Source organism: Streptomyces sp. NBC_00259 (genome assembly GCF_036181745.1).
Taxonomy (GTDB): domain Bacteria; phylum Actinomycetota; class Actinomycetes; order Streptomycetales; family Streptomycetaceae; genus Streptomyces; species Streptomyces pratisoli.
In genome coordinates this window covers 592,718-616,838 of record NZ_CP108080.1, presented here as the reverse complement: position 1 = coordinate 616,838, position 24,121 = coordinate 592,718, and the positions used below count along the sequence as shown (strand labels likewise).

Genomic DNA, 24,121 nt, shown 5'->3' with positions numbered 1-24,121 from the left:
TGTCGGGTGCACTTGTGATTTGAACGATTCAAGAGATCTGGCGGAAACATACGGGCGCGGGCGGGTCGGAGCAAGAGGTTGAACGCCTAGCCGTTGATTTTCCCTTCAGGCAGGCATCTTGACCGCGCTCACCGCGTGGCCCCAGAGTGGCCGTCAGCTCTCCGAAACGTTTCAATCACGTTGCCTGAAGGAGCTCCATCCCGATGCCCCGAAACCCGCTGACGCGGCGTCACTTCATGGTGGGTACAGGTGCGGTCACCACGGCTCTGGCCCTGGAGCCCGGTGGCACGGCCACCGGCGCACCTGCCGCCGCACCCGTCGCCCCGGCTGACGCAGCCGTCGCGGCCGCCGCCATGAAGGCGCCCCGCCGCCCGGCGCTGCACCCGTTCCCGCTTCGCTCGGTCACGCTCCTCGACAGCCCGTTCCGCGCCAACATGCGCCGGACCTGCGCCTACATGCTGTTCGTCGACGCCGACCGGTTGCTGCACACCTTCCGCATCAACGTGGGCCTGCCCTCCACCGCCGAACCCTGCGGCGGCTGGGAGTCACCGACGCTGCTGCTGCGCGGCCACACCACGGGCCATCTCCTCTCCGGCCTGGCCCTCGCCCACGCCAACACCGGCGACGAGGCGTACGCGGCCAAGGCCCGACTGATCGTCGCCGCCCTCGCCGAGTGCCAGGCGGCCTCGCCGGCCGCCGGGTTCGCTCCCGGCTATCTCTCGGCCTTCCCCGAGCAGGTCTTCGACCAGCTCGAGGCGGGCGGCAAGCCCTGGGCGCCGTACTACACGCTCCACAAGATCATGGCCGGGCTGCTCGACTGCCATCAACTCGTCGGCAGCGCCCAGGCCCTGGACGTGCTGAACGGAATGGCAGCCTGGGCCGAGCGGCGCACCGCCGCGCTCCCGTACGAGACGATGCAGTCGGCGCTCAAGGTCGAGTTCGGCGGCATGAACGACGTGCTCACCCGCCTGCACCTGGCCACCGGCGACCCCGTACCGCTGCGCACCGCCCGCCGCTTCGACCACGAGGAGGTCCTCGGGCCGCTGGCCGAGGGCCGCGACGAGCTCGCCGGACGGCACGCCAACACCGAGATCCCCAAGATCGTCGGCGCGGTCCACGCATACGAGGCCACCGGCGAGGAGCGTTACCTGCGCCTCGCCGAGTACTTCTGGCACACGGTCGTACGCGACCACTCGTACGTCATCGGCGGCAACTCCAACCAGGAGTTCTTCGGCCCGCCCGGCGAGATCGTGAGCCGGCTCTCCGAGGACACCTGCGAGAACTGCAACAGCTACAACATGCTCAAGCTCGGCCGGCAGCTCTTCCTGCACGACCCGGGCACGGCCGCGTACATGGACCACTACGAGTGGACCCTGCTCAACCAGATGCTGGGCGAGCAGGACCCCGACTCGCCCCATGGCCACGTCACGTACTACACCGGCCTGTGGGCCGGCTCCCAGCGGCAGCCCAAGGGTGGCCTCGGCTCCGCGCCCGGCAGCTACAGCGGCGACTACGACAACTTCTCCTGCGACCACGGCACGGCGCTGGAGACCCAGACGAAGTTCGCGGACACCATCTACGCCCACACGCGCGACGCCCTGTACGTCAACCTCTTCATCCCCTCCGAGGTCCGCTGGAACGGCGTGACGCTACGGCAGGAGACGCGCTACCCCGACGAGGAGCGGATCCGCCTCACCGTCACTGCGGGCGGCGGCCGCTTCGCGCTGAAGGTGCGCGTCCCCGGCTGGCTCGACGAGAAGGCGTCCGTACGCGTGAACGGCCGGGCGGCACACGCGGACACCCGGCCCGGCCGCTATCCGACCCTCGAACGCCACTGGCGCACCGGCGACACCGTCGAGCTCACCCTCCCGATGGCGCTGACCCGCCGCCCCGCGCCCGACAACCCGCAGGTCCAGGCGGTGACGTACGGGCCCGTGGTGCTGGCCGGGGCGTACGGCGACGTCGAGTCGCCCACGATCCCCGCCCTCGACCCGGCCTCACTGCGCCGAGTGCCGGGCGACCAGGTGGAGTTCACGGCCGTGGCCGAGGGTGTCCAGGTGCCGCTGCTGCCGTTCCACCGGGTCCACCACCAGCGCTACAACGTGTACTTCGCCGTGCCGCCGCGCCCCCGCCCGGCCCGCGAGACCGCCCGGTTCACGCTCGACGGCGGCAGCGGCGCGGACGCCACCGGGACGTTCCCGGCCGCGACCCTGGCCGGGGGCGCACGGTGGGCGTCGGACGGCGTCGAACTCGACGGTGTGGACGGGCACGTGGCGCTGCCGCCCGGTCTGATCACCGGGCTGAGCGAGCTGACCCTGACCGCCTGGGTGCGCGTGGACACGCTCACCAACTCTGCCCGGGTCTTCGACCTCGGCTTCCACAAGAGCACGTACGTCTTCCTGACCCCGCGGACCGGCTCGGGCAGGGCCCGCGCCGCGCTGAAGATCTCCGGCATGGACGGCGAGGACGTCATCGACGCTCCAGGACCGCTGCCGCAGGGGCGCTGGACCCATGTCACGCTGACGCTCGCGGGCGGTGGAGCCGAGCTCGACCAGGTCCGTACGGGCGGCGGCACCGGAGTGCTGTACGTCGACGGGGCCGAGGCCGGCCGCAACGACGCGCTGGTGATGAGCCCGCTGCTGCTCGGCGCCACCACCCGCAACTACCTGGGGCGTTCGCAGAACGCCACGCACCCGTACCTGCACGGCGCGGTCCACGACTTCCGCGTGTTCAACCGTGCCCTGTCCCCGGCGGAGATCGGCGCCCTGGCGCGCGTCTGAGTCCCGTATCCCCTTCACCTGCCGCTGAGGAGCGAGCCCTCCCATGCCCATGCCCTTGCCCATGCCCGAGTCCGAGCTGTCCAGACGGGGCTTCGTCGCCGCCGCGGGGGTGGCCGCCGCCGCGATCGGCGGGGTGCTCCCGGCCGGCTCCGCGTTCGCGGGTTCCCCCGCGCACGGCGCCGGCTTCAGCCCCGCCGCCTTCACCGACCCGCGCCGCGACAGCCGACCCACCGTCTACTGGTACTGGAACGGCCCCGTCACCCACGAGCTGATCGACACCCAGCTCGCGGACCTGCGCGACAAGGGGATGTACGAGGTCGTCCTCTTCCCGTACGACAACGAGGACATGAAACCGGTGTTCTTCTCCCAGGAGTGGTTCGACGTCGTCGGCCATGTCCTGGAGGAGGCCGAGCGCACCGGCATGCGGGTGTGGATCTTCAACGACAACCACTTCCCCAGCGGACGCGCCGCCTACCTCGTCGCCGAGGGCGGCACCGTCGGGGCCCGCACCTACACCCCCCGCCCGGAACTTCGGCTGAAGGGCCTGTGGCGGTCCACGGCGGTCGTCGAGGGCCCCGCCCGCATCGACCTGCGGGAGACCACCGGCGCCGGGATCTCCGCCGGCCGGCTCGTCGCCGACGCGGCGGTGCTCGCCGGAGCCGCCGTGCTGCGCGGGGGAGACGACTGGACGGACTACGACGTCACTGCCAACGCCAAGACCGAGACCGGCTCCGTCGGGCTCGTCGTCCGCGCATCCGCTTCGGGCACCGACGGCTACGCGGTGGAGTTCGACCAGACCGGCGTCGTCACCGTCTCCCGGCTGACCGGCGGCAGCGCCCAGGAGCTGGCCAGGAGCAGCCGCACCGACGGCTTCAACCGCACCAAGTTCCACACCTTCGCCGTCACGGTGCGCGGTTCCACGCTTTCCGTCACCCTCGACGGCAAGGACAAGGGCACCGTCACCGACGACGCCCACCCGCGCGGCGGCGTCGGCGTCCGCGCCGTCGACGTGCAGCGGTCCCTGTGGGAGGACCTGACCGTCACCGCCGCCGACGGCAACGCCCTGTACGCCTCCGCCTACGACGACCCGGCATCCGCCGGTGACTTCCGTACCCGGCCCCTCCCCGGCGCCGCCGCCGCGCCCATCGCCGCGACCGCCCGCCCCGCCGGCCGCGCCGACGCCGCGGAACTGGTCGAGCTCACCGGCGACCTGGCGGCCGGGCGCTCCTGGCAGGTCCCCGAAGGCCGCTGGCAGATCGACCTCTTCGGCGGCGCGGTCCTCTCCGACGACACCCAGGGCTACACCCGCGCCTATCTCGACCTCCTCGACGACGAGCCGGTCGAGCTGCTGCTCGACATGGTGCCCGGTGAGTACCACCGCCGCTTCGGCCGCTACTTCGGCACCGTCGTGCCCGGCTTCTGGGACGACGAGCCGTTCATCGCCTCCGCCGGACCGCACCCCTTCAAGCGCCTGCCCTGGTCGCCCACGCTCGCCGCCGCCCTGCGCGAGGTCGGCGCCGAGCCCGGCAAGGCCTACGCCAGCACCTTCGACGACCTCGGCGCGGCGGGCCAGATCCTGCGCGGCCGCTACTGGCGGGCCGTGTCAAACCGCTTCTCCAAGTACTTCGAGAAGCAGGCCCACTGGTACGCCGACCGGCGCGTCCGCCTCGTCACCAACCCGCTCTACGACGAGACCGGCCCCTCCAAGCGCATCCTCTCCACCGGCGATCTGCACAAGGCCAACCAGTGGGCGCAGGTGCCCGGCGGCGACGTCATCACCGGCGAGTACGTGGCCGGCGAGCCCACCATGGACCCGCGCAACGCGGCGTCGGTGGCCCACCAGACCGGCCGCGAGCGGGCGCTGACGGAGGCGTTCGGCAACATGGGCTGGCAGGTGGCGCCCGAGTTCGTGCACGCGCTCATCGGCGCGTTCGCGACGCGCGGCACCAACCTCACGGTGCTGCACGCACTGTGGACCAACGAGGCGAAGGTCTACTTCCCGCCGCCGTTCGGTCCCCGCGCGCCCTGGTGGTGGGCGATGCGCCCGATCGCCGACTGGATCGGCCGCACCATGGAGCTGGCCCGCGGCACCTCGGCCGCCCGCACCGCACTTCTCCAGCCGCAGCGCGCCGCCGAGCAGCTCACCGGCACCCAGCGGCAGGGCGAGGTCGACGGCCCGTTCGCCGACGCGGCCTACGCGCTGGAGAGCGCCCAGGTCGACTTCGACCTCCTCCACGAGGGCGCGCTCGCGGACGACCGCGAGCTGCTGCTCCCCGCCCGCGTCCACGACGGCCGGCTCTCCGTCGGCCGGGCGCGCTACGACCTGGTGGTGCTGCCCGAGACCCCGGTCCTGGAGGCGGAGGCCGCCGGCACGCTGGCCCGGTTCGCCCGCGCCGGAGGCACGGTCGTGGCCGTCGGCGCCCTGCCGCAGCGCGAGGCGAACGGCCGCGACGACGCCCTGCGGCGCGCCCTGGACGCCCTCTTCGAGCACCGTCGTGCCCTCCGCGTCTCCGCCGTCGCCGAACTCGCCGCGGCCACACGGGAGTTCGCCGCGGCCCGGCTCGAACCGGCCGCACCCGCCGTCCGCGTCCTGCGCACCACCCGCGGCGGCGACCTGGCGTTCCTGTTCAACAACGAGAGCGCGACGCCCGTCGACACCTGGGCGACGCTGCCGACCCGCGGCACCCCCGAGTGGTGGGACCCGGAGGACGGCACGGCCGTGCCCGCGCCCGTGTACCGCACGGAGCGGGGCGACGTACGCGTACCGCTGAAGCTCGGCCCGTACCGGACGGTGGGCGTCGTCCTGCGCCACGCGGCCCACCCCCGACCGCACCTCACCGACGCCGGGACCCTGCCCGTCACCGCCGTCACCGCCCGCCGTGACGGGCTCCGCGTGGAGGCCGTCGCCGAGGCCCCCGGCAGCTGGCCCCTGACCGGCACCGACGGCCGCCGGACCTACCGCGGCACCGCCCGCGTCACCGACCCCCTGGAGCCGATACCGCTCGACGGGGACTGGACCCTGACCCTCCACCAGGAGGGCGCCCAGCCCGTCGTACGGCCGCTCGGCAGCTGGAGCGACATCGCCCGGCTCTTCTCCGGCAGCGCCACCTACACCAAGGACATCGAGCTCTCCCCGGCCACGCTCGCCGGACGCCGGCTCCACCTGGACCTCGGCACCGTGCGCGAGGTCGCCGAGGTCACGGTCAACGGCACCACCCTGCCGCCGGCCCTGTGGACCCCGTACGTCGTGGACGTCACCGAAGCCCTGCGCCCCGGCGCCAACCGCATCGCCGTCCGCGTCTCCAACACCCTCTCCAACGAGCGCAACAAGCCACTGCCGTCCGGGCTGCTGGGCCCGGTGGTCCTGCGCCCGCGCCGCCCGCTGACCACCGACCTGCACTGACCCCCATGGAGACCGGCATGAGTTCACTCGCCAGACCCGCGCTCGTCCTCGCCACCGGGCTGACCGCGCTCGTCACCGTCGTACCCTCCGCGCTCCCCGCCGCCGCATGGGGCGGCGCCGTCGCCGAGGCCACCAGGCTCCAGACCCAGCACCTGCGCAGCGCCCTCGGCATCGACGACACCACGCCCGACCTGACCTGGCAGCCGACCGGGCACGGCCGGGGCGTCGTCCAGAGCGCCTACCGCATCCAGGCCGCCACCAGCCGCGACCGGCTGGAGCACGGCCGCCCCGACCTCTGGGACTCGGGCAAGGTCGGCTCCGCCGAGCCGCGCACCGTCTACGCGGGCAAGGCGCTCGGCTCGCGCGACCGCGTCTACTGGCGCGTTCAGCTGTGGTCCGGTGCCCGCGCCTCCGAGTGGAGCGACATCTGCGTCTTCGAGACGGGCCTGACCCGCGCCGAGGACTGGACCGCCCAGTGGATCACCCACGACGCGTGGCGGCTGAGCAGGCACGAGAACGAGCCCGTCGTCGTCACACTGCCGAGGACGACGGCCCGTTACGTCCGGCTCGACGTCACCGAGCTCGGGCTGCCGCTGGAGGGGGAGTGGCGCCTCCAGCTCGGCGAGATCGAGGTGCGCGACTCCGCTGCCGCGGACGTCAACCTCGCGAAGGGCGCCGCCGTCACCGCCTCCGAGACCGACACCGTCCGCAAGATCTGGGAGCCCGCGCTCGCCGTCGACGGAGTGACCAACAGCGCTCTCGACCGGTCCGCGGGCTACGCGAGCCTGAAGCACGGCGGCCCCGGGTCGCCGGTCACGCTCACGCTCGACATGAAGGCGGCCAAGACCTTCGACCAGGTGCTGCTCTACCCGCGCGCCGACGTCCTCACCGCCGACGGGCAGGTGCCCAACTTCCCCGTCGACTACAGCGTCTCCACGGCCGACGTGCCCGAAGGACCGTGGACGAAGGCGGCCGAGGTCAGCGGCCGGCAGACCCCCGAGCCCTACCTCCCCGCCGGACTGCCGCTGTTCGCCAAGGACTTCACCCTTCCCAAGGGCACCCGCAGCGCCCGTCTCTACCTGGCGGGCCTCGGCATCCACGATGCCCGCATCAACGGGGAGCCCGTCGGCGACGCCGTGCTGGAGCCCGCCAACACCGACTTCGCCGACCGGGTCCAGTACGCCACGTACGACGTCACCGACCGGCTGCGGCGCGGCGGCAACACCCTCGCCGTCGCGCTCGGCAACGGCGCCTCCAACGTGGTCAGCACCGCCGACCGCTACCGCAAGTGGTACGGCAACTTCAGCGACCCCAAGCTCGTCGCCCAACTGGAGATCACCCTGGACGACGGCAGCGTGCGCCGCGTCACCACCGGCTCCGACTGGCGCACCACCCTCGGCCCGACCACCTCGTCCAACTGGTACGGCGGCGAGGACTACGACGCCCGCCGCGAGATACCCGGCTGGGACGAGCCGGGCCGCGACCGCTCCGCCTGGCCGGCGGCCGTCGCACTCGGCCGGCCCGGCGGCACGGAGGAACCGGCCGCGCTGAGCGCCCGCGAGACCGAACCCGTCCGCGTCATCGAGACGCTGAAGGGAACCGAGGTGGCGGGCGCAGAGGGCAGCCGCGTCTTCGACCTCGGCCGCAACATCGCCGGCTGGCCGGAGATCACCGTCACCGCACCCGCCGGCACGACCGTGCGCATTCATCCGGCCGAGAGCCTGAAGGACGGCCACGCCTTCCAGTCCATCAGCAACGTCGGCGCACCTCTGTGGGACAGCTACACGACCAAGGGCGACGGCCGGGCGGAGACCTGGCACCCCACCTTCAGCTACCACGGCTTCCGCTACCTGGAGCTGAAGGGCCTGCCCGCCGGCGCCACCGTCTCCGTGCGCGGAAAGGTCCTGCACGCCGACAACTCATCGGCAGGGGGCTTCACCAGCTCCAACCAGCTCGTCAACGGCATCCACGGGCTCATCCGCCGCGCCGTCGAGGGCAACATGATGAGCGTCCTCACCGACTGCCCCAGCCGCGAGAAGCTCGGCTGGCTGGAGCAGAACCAGCTCGTCTTCCCCACCCTGGCCGCCAACTACGACATGCGCGCCTACCTCCGCAAGATCGTGCGCGACATGGCCGACGCCCAGACGCCGGAAGGGCTGGTCCCGAGCACCGTCCCCGACTACGTCGAACTCTCCGGCGGTTACCGCAACGACGCCAACTGGGGCGGCGCGTTCGTCCTCGTGCCGTGGCAGCTCTACACGACGTACGGCGACGAGGAGACGCTGCGCACGTACTACCCGCGGATGAAGCAGTACGTGACCTTCCTGGAGCAGAAGGTCTCCGGCGGCATCCTCGACTACGGCCTCGGCGACTGGATCACCCCCGACCGCACCTTCCCGCGCGCCGTCGCGGGCACCTACGGCTACTGGCGCGTCGTCGACGGCCTGAGCCGGATCGCCGACGTTCTCGGAGAGGACGCCGACGCGGCGCTCTACCGAGAGAAGGCGGACGACAGCGCCAAGGCGCTCTCGGACAAGTACTACGACCCGGCCGTCGGCACCTTCGGCGGCGGAGGCCAGGGCGCGGAGGCTCTCGCCCTCGACATGGGGGCCGTCCCGGCCGGCGAACGCGACCGTCTGCTCGGCCACTTCACTGCTTCCGTGGTGGCCGCCGACCACCACCTCGTCCTGGGCGAGATCTCCCTGCCCGCCGCCCTGCGCGTGCTGTCCGAGTCGGGCCGTGACGACATCGTCTACAAGATCGCCACGCAGACCACCAGCCCGAGCTACGGCTACCAGGTCCTCGCCGGCAACACGACCCTGGGCGAGACCTGGGACGGCGGTCCCGGCCAGTCGCAGAACCACTTCATGCTTGGCGCCATCGACTCCTGGTTCACCGGCCGCCTCGCCGGCATCCAGCAGCGGCCGGGCTCCGTCGGCTACCGCGAACTCCTCATCGCCCCGGCGGTCGTGGGCGATCTGACCTCGGCCTCGGGCTCGTACACCACCCCGTACGGCACGGTCCGCACGAGCTGGAAGCGCGACGGTTCCGCCTACCGCCTCGACACCACCGTCCCGGCCGGAACGACCGCCGAGATCCGCGTCCCGGTCACCTCCGGCACCGTCCACGCGGCGCGGGACGCGCGCCTCGTACGGACGCAGGACGGTGTGGCCGTGTACGAAGTCGGCTCCGGGACATGGACGTTCCGCTCCACGGTGACACCGCCGGCCGGCAGCTGACACGCACGCAGGGCGTGGCCGGGAGCTACGACAACGCAATGAGACCTCGATCTCAAGTCGGGGCCTCATTGCCCGGTTCACCACGAAGCTCATGTGGCAGCGGGACCGTTGGGGCATGTCCGTGGCATCGCCGGGGTGGTGAGCGGTCCAGAACCGCTGTGGAGGCCCGTGCGCTCTGACGTGCAGGACAGGCGGGTGCTGGCGGGCCAGCGCCGATCGGTGCCTTCTTCAGGCCGCCCACCTGGTGTGATCTTGTCCTTGACGGTAACGCATGCGCATTGAATCAGGGCCGTCGCCAGCCTAACGGAGCCCCGCGTCAATCATGCGGAATAGTTGATTCCTTTATCAGTGCACCTGTGGCCTGAATCACCGCCCGCAGTCGACGCGGAATTCGCATGTATGATCATCAAGCTCACGCCCAAGGTGGCGGATATTTGAGAAAGTCATAGGGGGTTCTGTGCGTAAGTACCGCGCACTCACCGCAGGCGTTGCCGGCCTGACCATCGGCATCGTCTTTGCTTCATCTGCATCTGCAGACTCCGACGTCAAGCCGAACGAATCGACAGCCGTGGCGTTCGCCGAGGCAGGTGTCGGCCCGGAGAAGGTTACGGATATCAATTCCCAAGCTCAGCGTTCTTGGACTTCTCTGCTCAAGAAGGCTGCAGGTTCTGCCGCGGGCAGTGCGGCCTGGGATTACCTCAAGGCGTCGAACGCTATTCCGCAGCGTAAGGGTAAGCAGTTCAGGCGAGGCGACTCTGGCGTCGACATTCAGAATGAACTGGATCTCTCGCGTTCGTTCGACTGATTCATAAGCGCATCATGCGGCGGGTGCGGACTCTCTCCGCATCCGCCGCACGGGGGAAATGGCAATGCCGGAACCAGAGCACACGCATCTCTCGAAACTGACGACGGGCCGCCGGATAACTCTTTACGTAATCGCGGTTCTGTCTGTGGCTTTCGTCGCCTTTCACTTTGGCATGACTGCCTTGCATCACATGCCCTTCAATCCGATTCGGGAGAAGCACGATGACAAAATTCGTGCTTACATGACACCGTACTTCCAACAGGACTGGCATCTTTTCGCGCCTGACCCGGTAGCGGAGGACTCGGGGTTCCTCGTCCGTGTGAAGCGTGTGACTCCGAACGGTTCCCTGGAAACCACGCAATGGGCAGATGTGACCACGCCACACATTGACAAGCTGCAGGGTCAGAGGTTCTGGCCTTCACGCGTCGAGCGATTGGCGCCCGCTGTTAGGCAAAGGATTGAAGGGTGGCGCGATCCGGAGCTGGATGAACTACGTCACAAGAATCAACTGAAATCTCAGAAGAAGGATCCTGATCCACCCCTCGCGCCAGGCGAGCTGGCGGGCCGCGACAGCGCACTTCTCTATGCGAGGGGTGTGGCAAGCTCGGAGGCGAAGGCCTTGTGGGGCGATGACATTCATTCCGTACAGATCCGCATTGTTGTCAACCAGTTTCCTCGCTTCTCGGAGCGCACGGAAAGGGACAACAAAGGCAAGGTGACTTATTACGATCTTGCATGGATGAAACCGCTTAAGGTCTCGCGATGAATTCTGCAATCAAACACTCAGGAACCTCATTCCCTGAGCGAATCGGGCTGTGGATCAACGGGCAGGTGAACTTCTGGAGCTCGTACCGTCACGCTCTCATAGGAAGTTCACTGGCGCGAGTGATACTTGGTGGGCTCGGGTTCTATTTTTACCTACGCGACTACGCGGAGCGTGCTTACCTTTGGGGTCCGGATGGAACATGGCCGTGGCAGAACTTCACGGCCATCGATGGAATGCAGGGGTTCTCTCTCTACTCGGTGAGCAAGTCTCACACTTGGTTTGAGATCATCTTCCATCTCGGCATGCTTTCCGCACTGTTGTTCATGCTGGGGTGGAAAACGCGGGCCACGAACGTACTTCACTACGTGTTCCTGTGGTCCCTCCATCAGAGGAATCCCGTCCTGCTTGACGGCGGCGACAATATCACGGCGATCATCCTGGTGTTCTTTGTGTTCATCGATTCCGGAGCTCGGTTTTCACTCGACGCCCGCGCTGGAAAGGGTAGGCAAGAGGGGCGTAAGGAATTCACCTACCGGGTCGGCTCTGTTCTTCACAATGCCGGCGTACTTGCCGTGATCCTGCAGATCTGTACTGTCTATCTGGTCTCCGGTATGTATAAAGTGCAGGGGGAGCGGTGGCAAAATGGCACCGCGCTGTACTACATTCTGAGAACGAACGAGTTCGGGTGGCCTGGCGTAAACAGACTCATCTATGAGAACGCCACGCTGGTTGTCGCCATAACCTACGCAACCGTTTTCTTCCAATTGGCCTTCACGTTTCTCCTTCTGAATCGTAAGCTGCGGATGGTTGCGGTGGCCGGCGGCATCGCCATGCATCTTGGTATCGCTTTCCACATGGCCGGGCTCATCAACTTCTCGCTCACGGTTGTGGCAATCGAACTGATCATCATGGAAGACGTCCACTACCTACGTCTCGCGCAATTTGTGAGGCGCAACCGGCTGAACGATTCGGACACGGCATCGCCCGGGTCGCCCTCTCCGCGCCAGGACAACTCCGGGGCATCGCCTGGAGCTCCTCCCGCGAATGTGCTTGCATCGAAGTGACGGAAATTCAGACACAGAACCGTGCTATGGCAAGTGAATCAGGGCCCCTGTCTGCCACGGGACTGTGCGCGAGGATCGTTGGAATCATGCTGGTGCTCGTCATCTGTGTTGGCGCGGGGGCATTCTTGGCTCCCGCGCCCCCCGGACTGGGGAGCTCGACGACAGGCGACGCCTCTCTGGCGGAACGAGTTCGCCACGCGGCAGGCGACGGTCGTGGCTACCGGGGCATCTCCGCCGTACTTATCGACCGGGGTCGTCTGACCTTCGCCGGGCTGGGAGACTCCGGCAACCCCGCGCGCCGCACGGTGGACGCGTCAACGGTGTTCGAAGGCGGTAGCATCGGGAAACCCATGACCGGGATGCTCTTGGCTGAACTCGAGGATCAAAAGATCATCGATCTCAACTCGCCCCTTGAACGCTACTTGCCCGACAGTCGCTTCTCCGATCCAGTGGTCGCGCAATCTACTTTGCGAGACCTCGCCACGCATCGGTCAGGACTGGACAAGATGCCGGACGACCTCGACATGTCAGTCCGCAACCTGAAGATGCTCCTGTTCGGGAAAGACCCCTATCGTGGATTGGGAGGTGATGATGTCCTCAGAGCAGGAGAAGACGCATCGGCGGGAAGCATCGGCGCCTATCGCTATTCCAACCTCGGACCGGCACTCGCCGGTAACGTGGTATCTCACTACACTGATCTGAGCTACTCCCAGCTCCTTTCCGCCTACCTGCTCAAGCCCTTGAACATGCGAGACTCACGCATCGTGGAGAGAGGCGATCCGCTCCCTCGGAACTCCGCTCACGGCCAGCAGTCAAATGGGGCCCTAACCGACCATTGGTTCGCCTCCGGTTACACCCCGGCCGGCGATATCTGGACTACGGCGAACGATCTCGGTCTGTTCCTCCGCGCAGTGATGGAGAAGACAGCACCTGGTGTCAGGGCTGCCGTGCCAGTACACAACGCGTCCCCGGGAAGCCGCACCGGCATGGGCTGGCTCACCAGTGCCACCCGAGGCCACGAGATCACCTGGCACAACGGGGCCACTGGTGGTTTCACGTCCTACATGGGCTTCGACCGTGCCACGCAGCGAGGAGTCGTTCTGCTGTCCAACACGGACCGGCCTGTCGACGCCATCGGCGAGCGCCTGCTCGGCCTGCCGACACCAGGTCGCGAACCAGTTGACATCCCAGCCGTTCTCGGCACGATCCTGGCCACGTCGGGAGCGCCTGTCCCATTGCTTGCAGCCAGGCTGTGGCGTCGTCCCAGAGTTCGGTGGAAGTGGTTTGTTCTTCTTTGCATCCACGTCATCTTCGGTGCCGTCTCGCTTTGGCTTGGATGGCGTCTGGGTAGCTGGCTTAACGTGCCGTCAGTGCTCTGGACTGTTGGGTTCGGAGGGCTCACCTTGGGCGCCCTTGCGAGCTTCATCCAATTCATGCCCTCCATGAGCGGTGGAGCGGGGCGTCAACTCTGCGGCCAACACCGGATCGTACGGACGAGCGCAGCATGGACAGGTATTCTGGCTATATTGCTGCTTACTCAACTTTGATCTCGGTGGGAGTCCCCCGAAGTCTTCGCAGTTTCCTGTAGCCACCGATTCATGGTCTTGGCTGTCCGCGTCATTCGCCGGATTGAAGGCCGATCTCCGCCTCTGTCTGAGGCGGAGATACATCGATGGGGCACGTGTACGGCCGCCCGTGTGAATGCTAGGCGGCATGGGCGCCTTAGGCCCGCTGCTGCCCCTGCTCAGCGGGCTGCTTGCGGCGACGCAAGCCGATGACGGACGCTCCGACACCTGCAGCGAACACGAGTGATGCGAAGCCGTACACGGCTCGCAGCCAGGTCGCTCGGTCGCTGTCGGAGAGGGCCAGGAACGCGAACCATGCAGCTCCCAGAATGTATCCCATTATCTGCGTGGCGGGCGAAAACGAACGTGAATCTTCGTGGGTCTCTGGCGACATCACATCTCCCGGACGAGTCTCGAGTGTTGATCTTCTCAGACTATCAAGGGCTCCTGGGCTCGGGGTACGTATGCTCATGACCTCAAGCAAACGCAGAGCCGCGGTGAGCAACTCACGGCGGCCCAGGCGCGAATGCGCTTTTCGCTTTCACGCTCCTCAACCTGATGGGCAGGCATCTCGCGGTCACGAACGACGGCATTCACACGCCAGTGCATTCAGCCGCACCGCTCAGCCGCCACACGAGGCGAGACCGACCTCGATGGTCTGCGACGGTCCGTTGGTTCGCTCCAGCCCGCCGTTCCGGTTCCTCGGGTGGGCGGTAGATTCGCCGAGAACTATCGTGCCGGGTGAGCGCCAGGTTCCACCGCTTCAGTCGCGGGACAGCTCGTCGGGATGAGGGTTCTTGGATCGAGCTCATCAACGCAGCGGATGTCCCCGGCGGCCGGTGAGCAAGCCGTCGCGTGGGGTGGGTATGCAGACAGGGTTGAGGGCCTTGAGCGGGCCAGCGCCGTAATGGATCTCGCGCCCTGGTCCAGCGCTGCGCGCGAGCGGGGCGTCAGCCCTCGACCAGGATCACCTCGAGTGTCCGGGGCCCGTGGACCCCCTCCACCCGGTCCAGTTCGATGTCGCTCGTCGCCGAAGGGCCGCTGATCCAGGTCAGGGGGCGCGTCGGATCCAGGCGGGACAGGCCCTGGGGGACCGAGGCGACGACCTGTTCGGGGGCGCGTACGACGCAGATGTGGTGGTCCGGGACGAGGGTGATCCGGCGCCGGCCCTGGGCGGAGCCGCCGTCGAGGACGATCGTGCCGGTCTCGGCGATGGCCACCGCGCAGCCGGTGACCACGCTGTCCTTCGCGTCGAGTTCGGCGGGGGTCGACTCCGGGGTGTCCGGGACGAGTTCGACGCCCGTCGCCTCCGCGAGCCATTCCGCGGGCAGGCCCTCCGGCACCACGACCGTACGGGCCCCGCGGTCGGCCAGCAGCCGGGCGATCAGGCCCGGCACGTCGCCGGGGGAACAGCGGTGCACGAGCGCCCGGTAGTCGGCCAGGTTCTCGGCGAGCAGGTCCGCCGTCCGGGCGGGCGTGCGCTCCCCGTGGACCTGGAGATAGTCGCGGACGACCGGCACGTCGTCCGGGCGCTCCTCGCGCGGCACGTCCGCCAGGGCGCGCCGCACCCTGCCGAGGACCGTGTCCCTGCTGCTCACTTGCCGCTCCCTTCGCCACCGCGCGTGCGCTGCCACCAGTCCCGGAACGACTCGGCCGGCACCTCCGGCACCGTCCGCGTGTCCGTCCAGGCCCGGCCGGGACCCGGCAGACGCCGGGGATGCAGCCGGCGCGTGCGGGAGGCGAGGCGCTGGAGCCTGCGCAGCGCGCCCGGGTGGTCCAGCGTCCAGCGGGCCGCGCGCATCGCGGCCCGTTCGGCCGCGTGCCCCTTGGCCGGGCGGATGGTGACCTTCCTGCCGTTGCGCGTCACCTCGCCGCCCTCGACGACCCGTTCCCGTAGGTGCACCAGCACTTCGGGGATGTCGATGGCGACCGGGCACACCTCGTAGCAGGCACCGCACAGCGTCGAGGCGTAGGGCAGCGAGGCGTCCAGCTCGCTGTCCGTGCCGCGCAGTTGGGGCGTGAGGATCGCGCCGATCGGGCCGGGATAGGCGGACCCGTACGCGTGCCCGCCGGCCCGCTCGTACACCGGGCACACGTTGAGGCAGGCCGAGCAGCGGATGCAGCGCAGTGCCTGGCGGCCCACGGTGTCGGCGAGGGTGTCGGTGCGGCCGTTGTCGAGGAGGACCAGATGAAAGGTCCGCGGGCCGTCGCCGTCCGTCGTACCCGTCCACATGCTCGTGTACGGGTTCATCCGCTCGGCCGTGGACGAACGGGGCAGGAGCTGGAGGAAGACCTCCAGGTCCTGCCAGGTCGGCACCACCTTCTCGATGCCGACGACGGAGATCAGCGTCTCGGGCAGGGTCAGGCACATCCGGCCGTTGCCCTCGGATTCGACCACGACCAGCGTCCCGGTCTCGGCGACCATGAAGTTGGCGCCCGAGATCGCGACCTTCGCGCGCAGGAACTTCTCCCGCAGATGCAGCCGGGCCGCCTCGGCCAGTTCGCGCGGTGTGTCCGTCAGACCGTCGGGGGCGGGGCGGCCCCAGTCCGCCATCTTCTCGCGGAAGATGTCGCGGATCTCGGAGCGGTTGCGGTGGATCGCCGGGACCAGGATGTGCGACGGCAGATCGTCGCCCAACTGCACGATCAGCTCCGCGAGATCGGTCTCACAGGCCGTGATGCCGGCCTCGGCGAGGGCGTCGTTGAGGCCGATCTCCTGGGTGGCCATGGACTTGACCTTGACGACCTCGGTCTCTCCGGTGGCCCGGACGAGTCCGGTGACGATCCGGTTGGCCTCGGCGGCGTCGGCCGCCCAGTGGACCTGGCCCCCGGCCGCCGTCACCGCCGCCTCCACCTGCTCCAGATAGTGGTCCAGGTGGCGCAGCGTACGGTTCTTGATCGCCGCACCGGCGGCGCGCAGCCCCGCCCAGTCGTCGAGTTCGGCGACGGCCTTGGCGCGCTTGTCGCGGATGGTGTGCGTGGCGTGGCGCAGATTGCCGCGGAGGGTGAGGTTCTGCGTGGACTCGGACGCGGCCTTCGGAAAGGCGGGCATGCCGAGGTACGTACCGCCGCTCATCGGGTGTCCTCTTCCGTGCCGGCCAGGATCTCGGCGATGTGGACCGGACGCACCGGCGAGCCGAGCCGGGCGAGCGTACCGCCGATGTGCATCTGGCAGGAGTTGTCGACCGTGCACACGGCCTCGGCGCCCGTGGAGTCGATGCTCCGGGCCTTGTCGGCGCCCATCGCCGCCGACACGGCGGCGTTCTTGACGGCGAACGTGCCGCCGAAGCCGCAGCACTCCTCGGCGCCCGGCAGCTCGCGCAGCTCAAGGCCCTTGACATGCTCCAGCAGCCGCCGCGGCCGGTCGCCGAGACCGAGCATCCGCAGGCCGTGGCACGTCGGGTGGTAGGTGACGGTGTGCGGGTAGTACGCGCCGACGTCCGTCACCTGCAGCACATCGACCAGGAACTCGGTCAGCTCGTACGTCTTGGGGACCGCGCTCGCCGCGGCTTCGGTGAGCTCCTGGCCCCGGCCCTCGGCGGCCGCCTTGGCGCCGATGCGCGGGTAGTTGTCGCGCACCATGGCCGCGCAGGAGCCGGACGGGGTGACGACGTACTCGTAGTCGTCGAACGCGGCGGCGTAGCGGCGCACCAGGGGCTCGGTCTCGTGCCGGTAGCCGGTGTTGAACTGCGGCTGCCCGCAACAGGTCTGCGCCGGCGGGAAGTCCACCTCGACGCCGAGGCGCTCCAGCAGGGTGACGACCGCCCGCCCGGTCCGCGGGAAGAGCGTGTCGTTGACGCAGGTGACGAAGAGCGCTACCCGCATGGCTGTTCCTCCTTGGCGAGACGGGCCTCGGCCCGCTCCCATGCTCGGATGTCTCCCGAGGGTACGTGGTGTCGTAGGCCCTGAGTCTCACACAGGAGCTGCCGCGATTCACGCAGACCTCCGATGACTGTGCCTGCCGTGCGGGCCTGTACGAGGATGTTGCCCAATGCGGCGGCCTCGGCGGGGCCGGCGACCACGGGCAGTCCGCAGGCGTCGGCCGTCAGCCGGCACAGCAGCTCGTTGTGCGCGCCGCCGCCGACGATGTGCACGGTGTCGACCGCCCGGCCGGAGAGCCGCTGGGCGTCCATCAGCGCGCGTCGGTGGGCCAGGGCGAGCGAGTCCAGCACACAGCGGGTCGTCTCGGCCGCGTCACGCGGCACGGGCTGGCCGGAACCACGGCATGCCTCGGCGATCCGCTCCGGCATCCGGCCGGGGGCGATGAATGCGGGATCGCCCGCGTCGACGACCGAGCGCAGGGGCGCACACGAGGCGGCGCGGCGCAGCAGCTCCCCGAGCTCCACCGTCTGCCCCCGCGCCTCCCAGTCGCGCAGGCACTCCTGGAGCAGCCACAGGCCCATGATGTTGCGGAGGTAGCGGACGGTGCCGTCCACACCGAGCTCGTTGGTGAAGTTGGCGCGCCGGCTGTCCTCGGTGAGGACGGGCGCGTCGAGTTCGAGCCCGGCCAGGGACCAGGTGCCGGTGGCGATGTACGCGAAGCGCTCCCCACGCGCGGGCACGCCCGCCACGGCGGACGCGGTGTCGTGCGACCCGACGGCGGTCACGGGCACCGGTCCGGTCAGGCCCGTCTCCGTGAGGACCTCGGGCAGCAGCGCCCCGGCCGGGTCGCCGGGCCGGCGCAGCGGCGGGAAGAGCGAGAGGTCGATCCCGAGAGTGTCGGCGACGGGCCGGGCCCAGTCGCGGGTGCGCGGGTCCATCAGCTGGGTGGTGGAGGCGTTGGTGAGCTCGGTACCGGCCTCGCCGGTCAGCCAGTACGCGATCAGGTCCGGGATGAGGAGAAGGCCCCGGGCGGCGGCGAGCGCGGCGGTGCCCTGCGCCGCGACCAGCTGGTAGACGGTGTTGAAGGGGAGGTACTGGAGCCCCGTGGCCGCGTAGAGGTCGGAGGGGGGCAGCGTCTCGGCGACCTTCGCGATGACGGCCTCGGTGCGGGTGTCCCGGTAGTGCACGGGGTTGCCGATGAGGGCGCCGTCGGCGTCGAGGAGGCCGTAGTCCACGGCCCACGAGTCGACGCCCACGCTCGCGAGCCGCCCCCCGGTGGCCCGGCCCGCGGCCCGCAGCCCGTCGAGCACCCCGCGGTACAGAGCGAGGACGTCCCAGTGCAGCGTGCCGCCGACGCGTACGGGCGTGTTGGGGAACCGGTGCACCTCGGTGAGGCCGAGCGTCCCGGGCCCGACGTGCCCGACCATGACGCGTCCGCTGGAGGCACCGAGGTCGACGGCGGCGAAGGGAAGGGGAGTGGGTGTGGATGGTGACACGTCGTGAGTCCTTATAAGGGTGTGGGCATGCGTTCCGCGGGGCGGAACGCATGCCCACAACGCGAAGGGGCGTCGGGTGCCGCCGGCGACTCGCGTCGCCGCGGCCCGCGCGGCGTCAGCGGAGGAACGCCGCCGCGACGCCCGCGTCCACCGGGACGTGGAGGCCGGTCGTGTGGCTCAGGTCGCCGCCCGTCAGGGCGAAGACCGCGCCCGCGACGTGCTCCGGGAGGACCTCCCGCTTGAGCAGGGTCCGCTGGGCGTAGAACTCGCCGAGCTTCTCCTCCTCCACGCCGTACACCGCCGCCCGCTTCGCGCCCCAGCCGCCCGCGAAGATGCCCGAGCCGCGCACCACCCCGTCCGGATTGACGCCGTTGACGCGGATGCCGTGCTCGCCCAGTTCGGCGGCGAGCAGCCGGACCTGGTGCGCCTGGTCGGCCTTGGTGGCGCCGTACGCGATGTTGTTCGGGCCCGCGAAGACACCGTTCTTGGAAGCGATGTAGACGATGTCGCCGCCGAAGCCCTGCGCGGTCATCACCCGGGCCGCGTCGCGCGAGACCAGGAAGGAGCCGCGGGCCATGATGTCGTGCTGGAGGTCCCAGTCCTTCGCCGTCGTCTCCAGGAGCGGCTTGGAGATGGAGATCCCGGCGTTGTTGACGACCAGGTCGACGCCGCCGAAGGCGAGCGAGGCCGCGGCGAACGCTGCCACGATCTGCTCCTCGGAGGTGACGTCGACCGTCACCGGGACCGCCTTGTCGGGGCCGCCGAGCTCCTCCGCGACGGCGGCCGCGCCGTCCGCGTTCATGTCGGCCACGACCACGCACGCACCCTCGGCGACCAGCCGGTGAGCGATGGCCCTGCCGATGCCGGAGCCGGCCCCCGTCACGAGCGCGACCCGGGTCGCGAGCGGCTTCGGCGCGGGCATGCGGCGGAGCTTGGCCTCCTCCAGCTCCCAGTACTCGATGCGGAACTTCTCCGCTTCCTCGATGGGTGCGTACGAGGAGACGGCCTCGGCGCCGCGCATCACGTTGATCGCGTTGACGTAGAACTCGCCCGCGACGCGCGCGGTCTGCTTGTCCTTGCCGAAGCTGAACATGCCGACGCCCGGCACGAGCACGATCGCCGGGTCGGCGCCGCGCATCGCGGGCGAGTCGGCGTCGGCGTGCCGCTCGTAGTAGCCGCGATAGTCCTCGCGGTAGGCGCCGTGCAGCTCCTTCAGGCGGGCGACCGCCTCCTCCAGCGGGGCACCGGCCGGCAGGTCGAGGACGAGCGGACGGACCTTCGTGCGCAGGAAGTGGTCGGGGCAGGAGGTGCCGAGCGCGGCCAGCCGCGGGTGCTCGGCGCGCGCCAGGAAGTCGAGGACGACGTCCGCGTCGGTGAAGTGGCCCACCTGCGGTCGGTCGGTGGAGGCGAGGCCCCGCACGACGGGCGCGAGCGCGGCGGCGCGGGCCTTGCGCTCGGCATCCGGTAGCGGCCCGTACCCGTCGAGTACGGGCCCGAACGGCTCGGCCTTGCCGCGGTCGGCGAGGAACGCCTCGGCGGTGCGGATGATGTGCAGCGAGTTGCGCTCGCACTCCTCGGACGTGTCGCCCCAGGCGGTGATGCCGTGCCCGCCGAGGATGCAGCCGATCGCCTCAGGGTTGGCCGCCTTGACGGCCGCGATGTCCAGGCCGAGCTGGAAGCCGGGGCGGCGCCACGGCACCCACACGACCTGGTTGCCGAAGCACTCCTTGGTGAGCGCCTCGCCGTCGGCGGCGCAGGCGAGCGCGATGCCCGAGTCGGGGTGCAGGTGGTCGACGTGGGCGGCCTCGACGAGGCCGTGCATCGCGGTGTCGATGGACGGCGCGGCACCGCCCTTGCCGTGCAGGCAGTAGTCGAAGGCCGCGACCATCTCGTCCTCGCGGTCCACGCCCGGGTACACCCCGGTGAGCGCGCGCAGCCGGTCGAGCCGGAGCGCGGCGAGCCCGCCGGCGGTGAGCGTCCCGAGGTCGCCCCCGGAGCCCTTGACCCACATCAGCTCGATGTCCTGCCCGGTCACGGGGTCGGTGTCGGTGCCCTTGGCCGACGTGTTGCCGCCGGCGTAGTTGGTGTTCCGGGGGTCGGCGCCCAGTCCGTGCGAGCGGGCGAGCAGCTCGGATACGCGCTCGTGAGTTGCGTCCGTCATTCCCTGTTTCCTTCGATTCCGGGCGGGATCATGCCTCGTCGGGTCGTAGCGGGTCCGGCGCCGGGGTCACGCCCCCCAGCCCGCCTGGGTGCCGCCGACGCGCTCGTCGACGATCTTCTGGGCCCAGCCGGAGCGGGCGTACGCCGCCATCGGGTCCGGGTCGATGCCGATTTCCTCGCGGACCTCGGCGAGCATCGGGCGTACGTCCGTGTTGTAGGCGTCCATCAGCACCGCGTTGGCCGCGAGGACGTCCCCGGAGCGCTGGGCGGCGGCGAGGGCGTCGCCGTCGACGAGGAGGGCCTTCGCCGTCGCCTCCTGGACGTTCATCACCGAGCGGATGATCGCCGGGATCTTCGCCTCGATGTTGTGGCACTGGTCGAGCATGAAAGCCACGTCCGGCCCGAAGCCGCTGCCCCGGATCACCTCGTACATGATCCGGAACAGCTGGAACGGGTCGGCCGCGCCGACCATCAGGTCGTCGTCCGCGTAGAAGCGGGAGTTGAAGTCGAAGCCGCCGAGCTTCCCCTCGCGCAGCAGCAGCGCGACGATGAACTCGATGTTGGTGCCGGGCGCGTGGTGGCCGGTGTCGACGACGACCTGGGCCTTGGGGCCGAGCTTGAGGCAGTGCGCGTACGCCGTGCCCCAGTCCGGGACGTCGGTGGCGTAGAACGCCGGCTCGAAGAACTTGTACTCCAGCAGCATCCGCTGGTTGTCGCCGAGGCGCTCGTAGACGGCGGCCAGCGCCTCGGCGAGCCGGTCCTGGCGGGCCCGGATGTCGTCCTGACCCGGGTAGTTGGTGCCGTCGGAGAACCACAGCTTCAGATCGCGCGAGCCGGTCGCGTCCATGATGTCGACGCACTCCAGCAGATGCCCGAGGGCCTTGCGGCGCACGGCCGGGTCGGGGTGGGTGACCGAGCCGAGCTTGTAGTCGTCGTCCTGGAAGACGTTGGAGTTGATCGCGCCGAGCCCGAGGCCGCGCTCCTCGGCGTACTTGGCGAGCTCTGCGTATCCATCGGAGCCGTCGACCGCGTCCCACGGGATGTGCAGGGCGACGGTCGGGGCCACGCCGGTGTGCTCGTGGACGCGCGCGGCGTCGTCGAGCTTCTCGCGCGGGGTTCGCGGCACTCCGGGCTGCGCGAACACCTTGAAGCGCGTGCCGGAATTGGCGTACGCCCACGACGGGGTCTCGATGGCCTGGGTCTTGAGAGCCGCCTTGGCGGCGGACACGGCGGATACACCGGACATGGATCAGCTCTCCTGGGGGCCGAGCGGACGTGTGAATCGTTTCATCGACGTGAAGCTATGACCGCCCAACAGGACTGTCAAGAGAGCGAGTAGGCCGAGAAAATTTCATGAACTGACCCATTGACGCCGCGGGTGTTGCACGTCTAGCTTCCGTGAAACTCGATTGAAACCTTTCACGGCGCCTTCACGGCGCACCTTCCACGGAGCATCCATGAACCAGCCCGACACGGGCCCGGCCCCCGTTCTGGCCCTGACGGACGTGTCCAAGTCCTTCGGCGCCGTACGGGCCCTGCAGGACGTCTCCCTGCAACTGCTCCCGGGCGAGGTCCATGCGCTCGCGGGCGAGAACGGCGCGGGCAAGTCGACCCTCATCAAGACCCTGGCCGGGGTGCACCGCCCCGACTCCGGTCAGGTGCTGCTCGACGGCGAGCCGGTCGTCTTCCGCGGCCCTGCCGACGCCCGCGACGCCGGCATCGCGGTCATCTACCAGGAGCCCACGCTCTTCCCCGACCTCTCGATCGCCGAGAACATCTTCATGGGCCGCCAGCCGCGGCTCTCCCTCGGCCGGATCGACCGCAGGTCCGTCCACGACGCGACCGCGACCCTGATGGCCCGGCTCGGCGTCGACCTCGACCCCGGCCGGCTCGCCCGCGGGCTGTCCATCGCCGACCAGCAGATCGTCGAGATCGCCAAGGCGCTCTCCTTCGACGCCCGTGTCCTGATCATGGACGAGCCCACCGCGGCGCTCACCGGCAGCGAGACCGCCCGGCTGTTCTCGGTCGTCAGGACGCTGCGCGCCGCCGGCGCCGCCGTCCTGTTCATCTCGCACCGGCTGGAGGAGATCTTCCAGCTCTGCCAGCGCGTCACGACGCTGCGCGACGGCCGCTGGGTCGCCTCCGAACCACTCGAAGGACTCGCCGAGGACGACCTCGTGCGCCGCATGGTCGGCCGCGACCTGGACGAGCTCTACCCCAAGCAGGCCACCACCGTCGGCGAGACCGCGCTGTCGGTACGCCGGCTCACCCGCGAAGGCGTCTTCCGGGACGTGTCGTTCGAGGTCCGCCGCGGCGAGATCGTCGCCCTCGCCGGACTCGTCGGCGCCGGCCGCTCCGAGGTCGTCCAGGCCGTCTTCGGCGTGGACCGCGCCGACGCGGGCGAGGTGCACGTGAACGGCACGGCGCTGCGCGCCGGTTCACCGACCGCCGCGATGGCCGCCGGAGTCGCCCTCGTACCGGAGGACCGGCGCCAGCGCGGGCTCGTGATGGAGGCGTCCATCGAGCGCAACATCGGACTCACCGGGCTCGGCAGCCTCGGCAGCGGCGGCCTGGTCCGCCGCGCTCTGGAGCGGGCCCGGGCCACCGACTGGGCCGTGAAGCTCCAGCTGAAGTACAACACGCTCGGCGACGCGGTCGGCGTGCTCTCCGGCGGCAATCAGCAGAAGGTGGTCCTCGCCAAGTGGCTGGCCACCGACCCGACGGTGCTCATCGTCGACGAGCCCACACGCGGCATCGACGTCGGCACCAAGGCCGAGGTGCACCGGCTGCTCTCCTCGCTCGCCGCCGAGGGGCTCGCCGTGCTGATGGTCTCCTCCGACCTGCCCGAGGTCCTCGGCATGGCCGACCGGGTGCTGGTGATGCACGAGGGCCGGCTCGTCGCGGAGATCCCGCGCGACGAGGCGAGCGAGGAGACGGTCATGGCCGCGGCGACCGGCCGCAGCGGTGCCGGGAGGGCGGCATGACGGGCGCGCCCGGCCCCCGCCGGGCCCGCCCGGCCGC

The 24,121-nt window shown here is 69.8% G+C and carries 14 protein-coding genes; 8 read left to right on the top strand and 6 right to left on the bottom strand.

Annotation, left to right across the window (positions count from 1 at the left end; genetic code table 11):
* Positions 1-203: 203 nt before the first annotated feature.
* The 7 genes from OG766_RS02695 (at position 204) to OG766_RS02665 (ending at position 13,604) form a co-directional block, all read left to right on the top strand.
* A complete protein-coding gene (locus OG766_RS02695) occupies positions 204-2,780 on the top strand; it encodes a glycoside hydrolase family 127 protein (protein WP_328724461.1) in 2,577 nt (858 codons plus the stop codon).
* A 43-nt stretch (positions 2,781-2,823) separates the two neighbouring features.
* Positions 2,824-6,183, top strand: a complete 3,360-nt coding sequence (locus OG766_RS02690) for a glycosylhydrolase-like jelly roll fold domain-containing protein (protein ID WP_328724460.1) — start codon at positions 2,824-2,826, stop codon at positions 6,181-6,183.
* Positions 6,184-6,200: 17 nt separating this feature from the next.
* A complete protein-coding gene (locus OG766_RS02685) occupies positions 6,201-9,422 on the top strand; it encodes a family 78 glycoside hydrolase catalytic domain (RefSeq protein ID WP_328724459.1) in 3,222 nt (1,073 codons plus the stop codon).
* A gap of 457 nt (positions 9,423-9,879) precedes the next feature.
* Entirely contained in the window at positions 9,880-10,227 is a 348-nt protein-coding gene (locus OG766_RS02680) for a hypothetical protein (RefSeq protein WP_328724458.1), read from the top strand.
* Between the two features lie 64 nt (positions 10,228-10,291).
* Entirely contained in the window at positions 10,292-10,993 is a 702-nt protein-coding gene (locus OG766_RS02675) for a DUF5819 family protein (RefSeq protein WP_328724457.1), read from the top strand.
* On the top strand, positions 10,990-12,057 hold the full coding sequence (locus tag OG766_RS02670) for an HTTM domain-containing protein (RefSeq protein WP_328724456.1): 1,068 nt from the start codon (positions 10,990-10,992) through the stop codon (positions 12,055-12,057). Before OG766_RS02675 ends, OG766_RS02670 begins: the two co-directional genes overlap by 4 nt.
* Positions 12,058-12,143: 86 nt before the next feature.
* A complete protein-coding gene (locus tag OG766_RS02665) occupies positions 12,144-13,604 on the top strand; it encodes a serine hydrolase domain-containing protein (protein ID WP_328724455.1) in 1,461 nt (486 codons plus the stop codon).
* A 968-nt stretch (positions 13,605-14,572) separates the two neighbouring features.
* On the opposite strand, the gene OG766_RS02660 is transcribed toward OG766_RS02665, so the two are convergent.
* The 6 genes from OG766_RS02660 to rhaI form a co-directional block, all read right to left on the bottom strand.
* Positions 14,573-15,220 (bottom strand): LutC/YkgG family protein, encoded by a 648-nt coding sequence (locus OG766_RS02660; RefSeq protein ID WP_328724454.1) that lies wholly within the window; start codon positions 15,218-15,220, stop codon positions 14,573-14,575.
* Positions 15,217-16,698 (bottom strand): lactate utilization protein B, encoded by a 1,482-nt coding sequence (locus tag OG766_RS02655; protein WP_266376844.1) that lies wholly within the window; start codon positions 16,696-16,698, stop codon positions 15,217-15,219. The genes OG766_RS02660 and OG766_RS02655 overlap by 4 nt, the downstream gene beginning before the upstream one ends.
* Positions 16,695-17,447, bottom strand: a complete 753-nt coding sequence (locus OG766_RS02650; RefSeq protein WP_328724453.1) for a (Fe-S)-binding protein — start codon at positions 17,445-17,447, stop codon at positions 16,695-16,697. Before OG766_RS02650 ends, OG766_RS02655 begins: the two co-directional genes overlap by 4 nt.
* The gene (locus OG766_RS02645) at positions 17,438-18,940 is read right to left on the bottom strand and encodes a rhamnulokinase (RefSeq protein ID WP_266376850.1); all 1,503 of its coding nucleotides are present in this window, start codon (positions 18,938-18,940) and stop codon (positions 17,438-17,440) included. The genes OG766_RS02650 and OG766_RS02645 overlap by 10 nt, the downstream gene beginning before the upstream one ends.
* A 115-nt stretch (positions 18,941-19,055) precedes the next feature.
* Positions 19,056-21,101: a bifunctional aldolase/short-chain dehydrogenase gene (locus OG766_RS02640; RefSeq protein WP_328724452.1), complete on the bottom strand. Its 2,046-nt coding sequence runs from the start codon at positions 21,099-21,101 to the stop codon at positions 19,056-19,058.
* Positions 21,102-21,167: 66 nt separating this feature from the next.
* The gene (gene rhaI, locus OG766_RS02635) at positions 21,168-22,346 is read right to left on the bottom strand and encodes an L-rhamnose isomerase (protein ID WP_266376856.1); all 1,179 of its coding nucleotides are present in this window, start codon (positions 22,344-22,346) and stop codon (positions 21,168-21,170) included.
* 211 nt (positions 22,347-22,557) lie between these two features.
* Between rhaI and OG766_RS02630 the strand changes: the two genes are divergently transcribed.
* Positions 22,558-24,084 carry a sugar ABC transporter ATP-binding protein gene (locus OG766_RS02630; RefSeq protein WP_328724451.1) on the top strand — a complete coding sequence of 509 codons (1,527 nt, stop codon included), beginning with the start codon at positions 22,558-22,560 and terminating at the stop codon, positions 24,082-24,084.
* Positions 24,085-24,121: the final 37 nt, after the last annotated feature.

What these genes read in the sequence shown, in the direction of transcription:
- OG766_RS02665 (WP_328724455.1), top strand. Translation starts at nt 12,144, where the DNA reads ATGCTGGTGCTCGTCATCTGTGTTGGCGCGGGGGCATTCTTGGCTCCC.
- OG766_RS02695 (WP_328724461.1), top strand. Translation starts at nt 204, where the DNA reads ATGCCCCGAAACCCGCTGACGCGGCGTCACTTCATGGTGGGTACAGGT.
- OG766_RS02670 (WP_328724456.1), top strand. Translation starts at nt 10,990, where the DNA reads ATGAATTCTGCAATCAAACACTCAGGAACCTCATTCCCTGAGCGAATC.
- OG766_RS02640 (WP_328724452.1), bottom strand. Translation starts at nt 21,101, where the DNA reads ATGACGGACGCAACTCACGAGCGCGTATCCGAGCTGCTCGCCCGCTCG.
- OG766_RS02630 (WP_328724451.1), top strand. Translation starts at nt 22,558, where the DNA reads ATGAACCAGCCCGACACGGGCCCGGCCCCCGTTCTGGCCCTGACGGAC.
- OG766_RS02690 (WP_328724460.1), top strand. Translation starts at nt 2,824, where the DNA reads ATGCCCATGCCCTTGCCCATGCCCGAGTCCGAGCTGTCCAGACGGGGC.
- OG766_RS02650 (WP_328724453.1), bottom strand. Translation starts at nt 17,447, where the DNA reads ATGCGGGTAGCGCTCTTCGTCACCTGCGTCAACGACACGCTCTTCCCG.
- OG766_RS02655 (WP_266376844.1), bottom strand. Translation starts at nt 16,698, where the DNA reads ATGAGCGGCGGTACGTACCTCGGCATGCCCGCCTTTCCGAAGGCCGCG.
- OG766_RS02685 (WP_328724459.1), top strand. Translation starts at nt 6,201, where the DNA reads ATGAGTTCACTCGCCAGACCCGCGCTCGTCCTCGCCACCGGGCTGACC.
- rhaI (WP_266376856.1), bottom strand. Translation starts at nt 22,346, where the DNA reads ATGTCCGGTGTATCCGCCGTGTCCGCCGCCAAGGCGGCTCTCAAGACC.
- OG766_RS02675 (WP_328724457.1), top strand. Translation starts at nt 10,292, where the DNA reads ATGCCGGAACCAGAGCACACGCATCTCTCGAAACTGACGACGGGCCGC.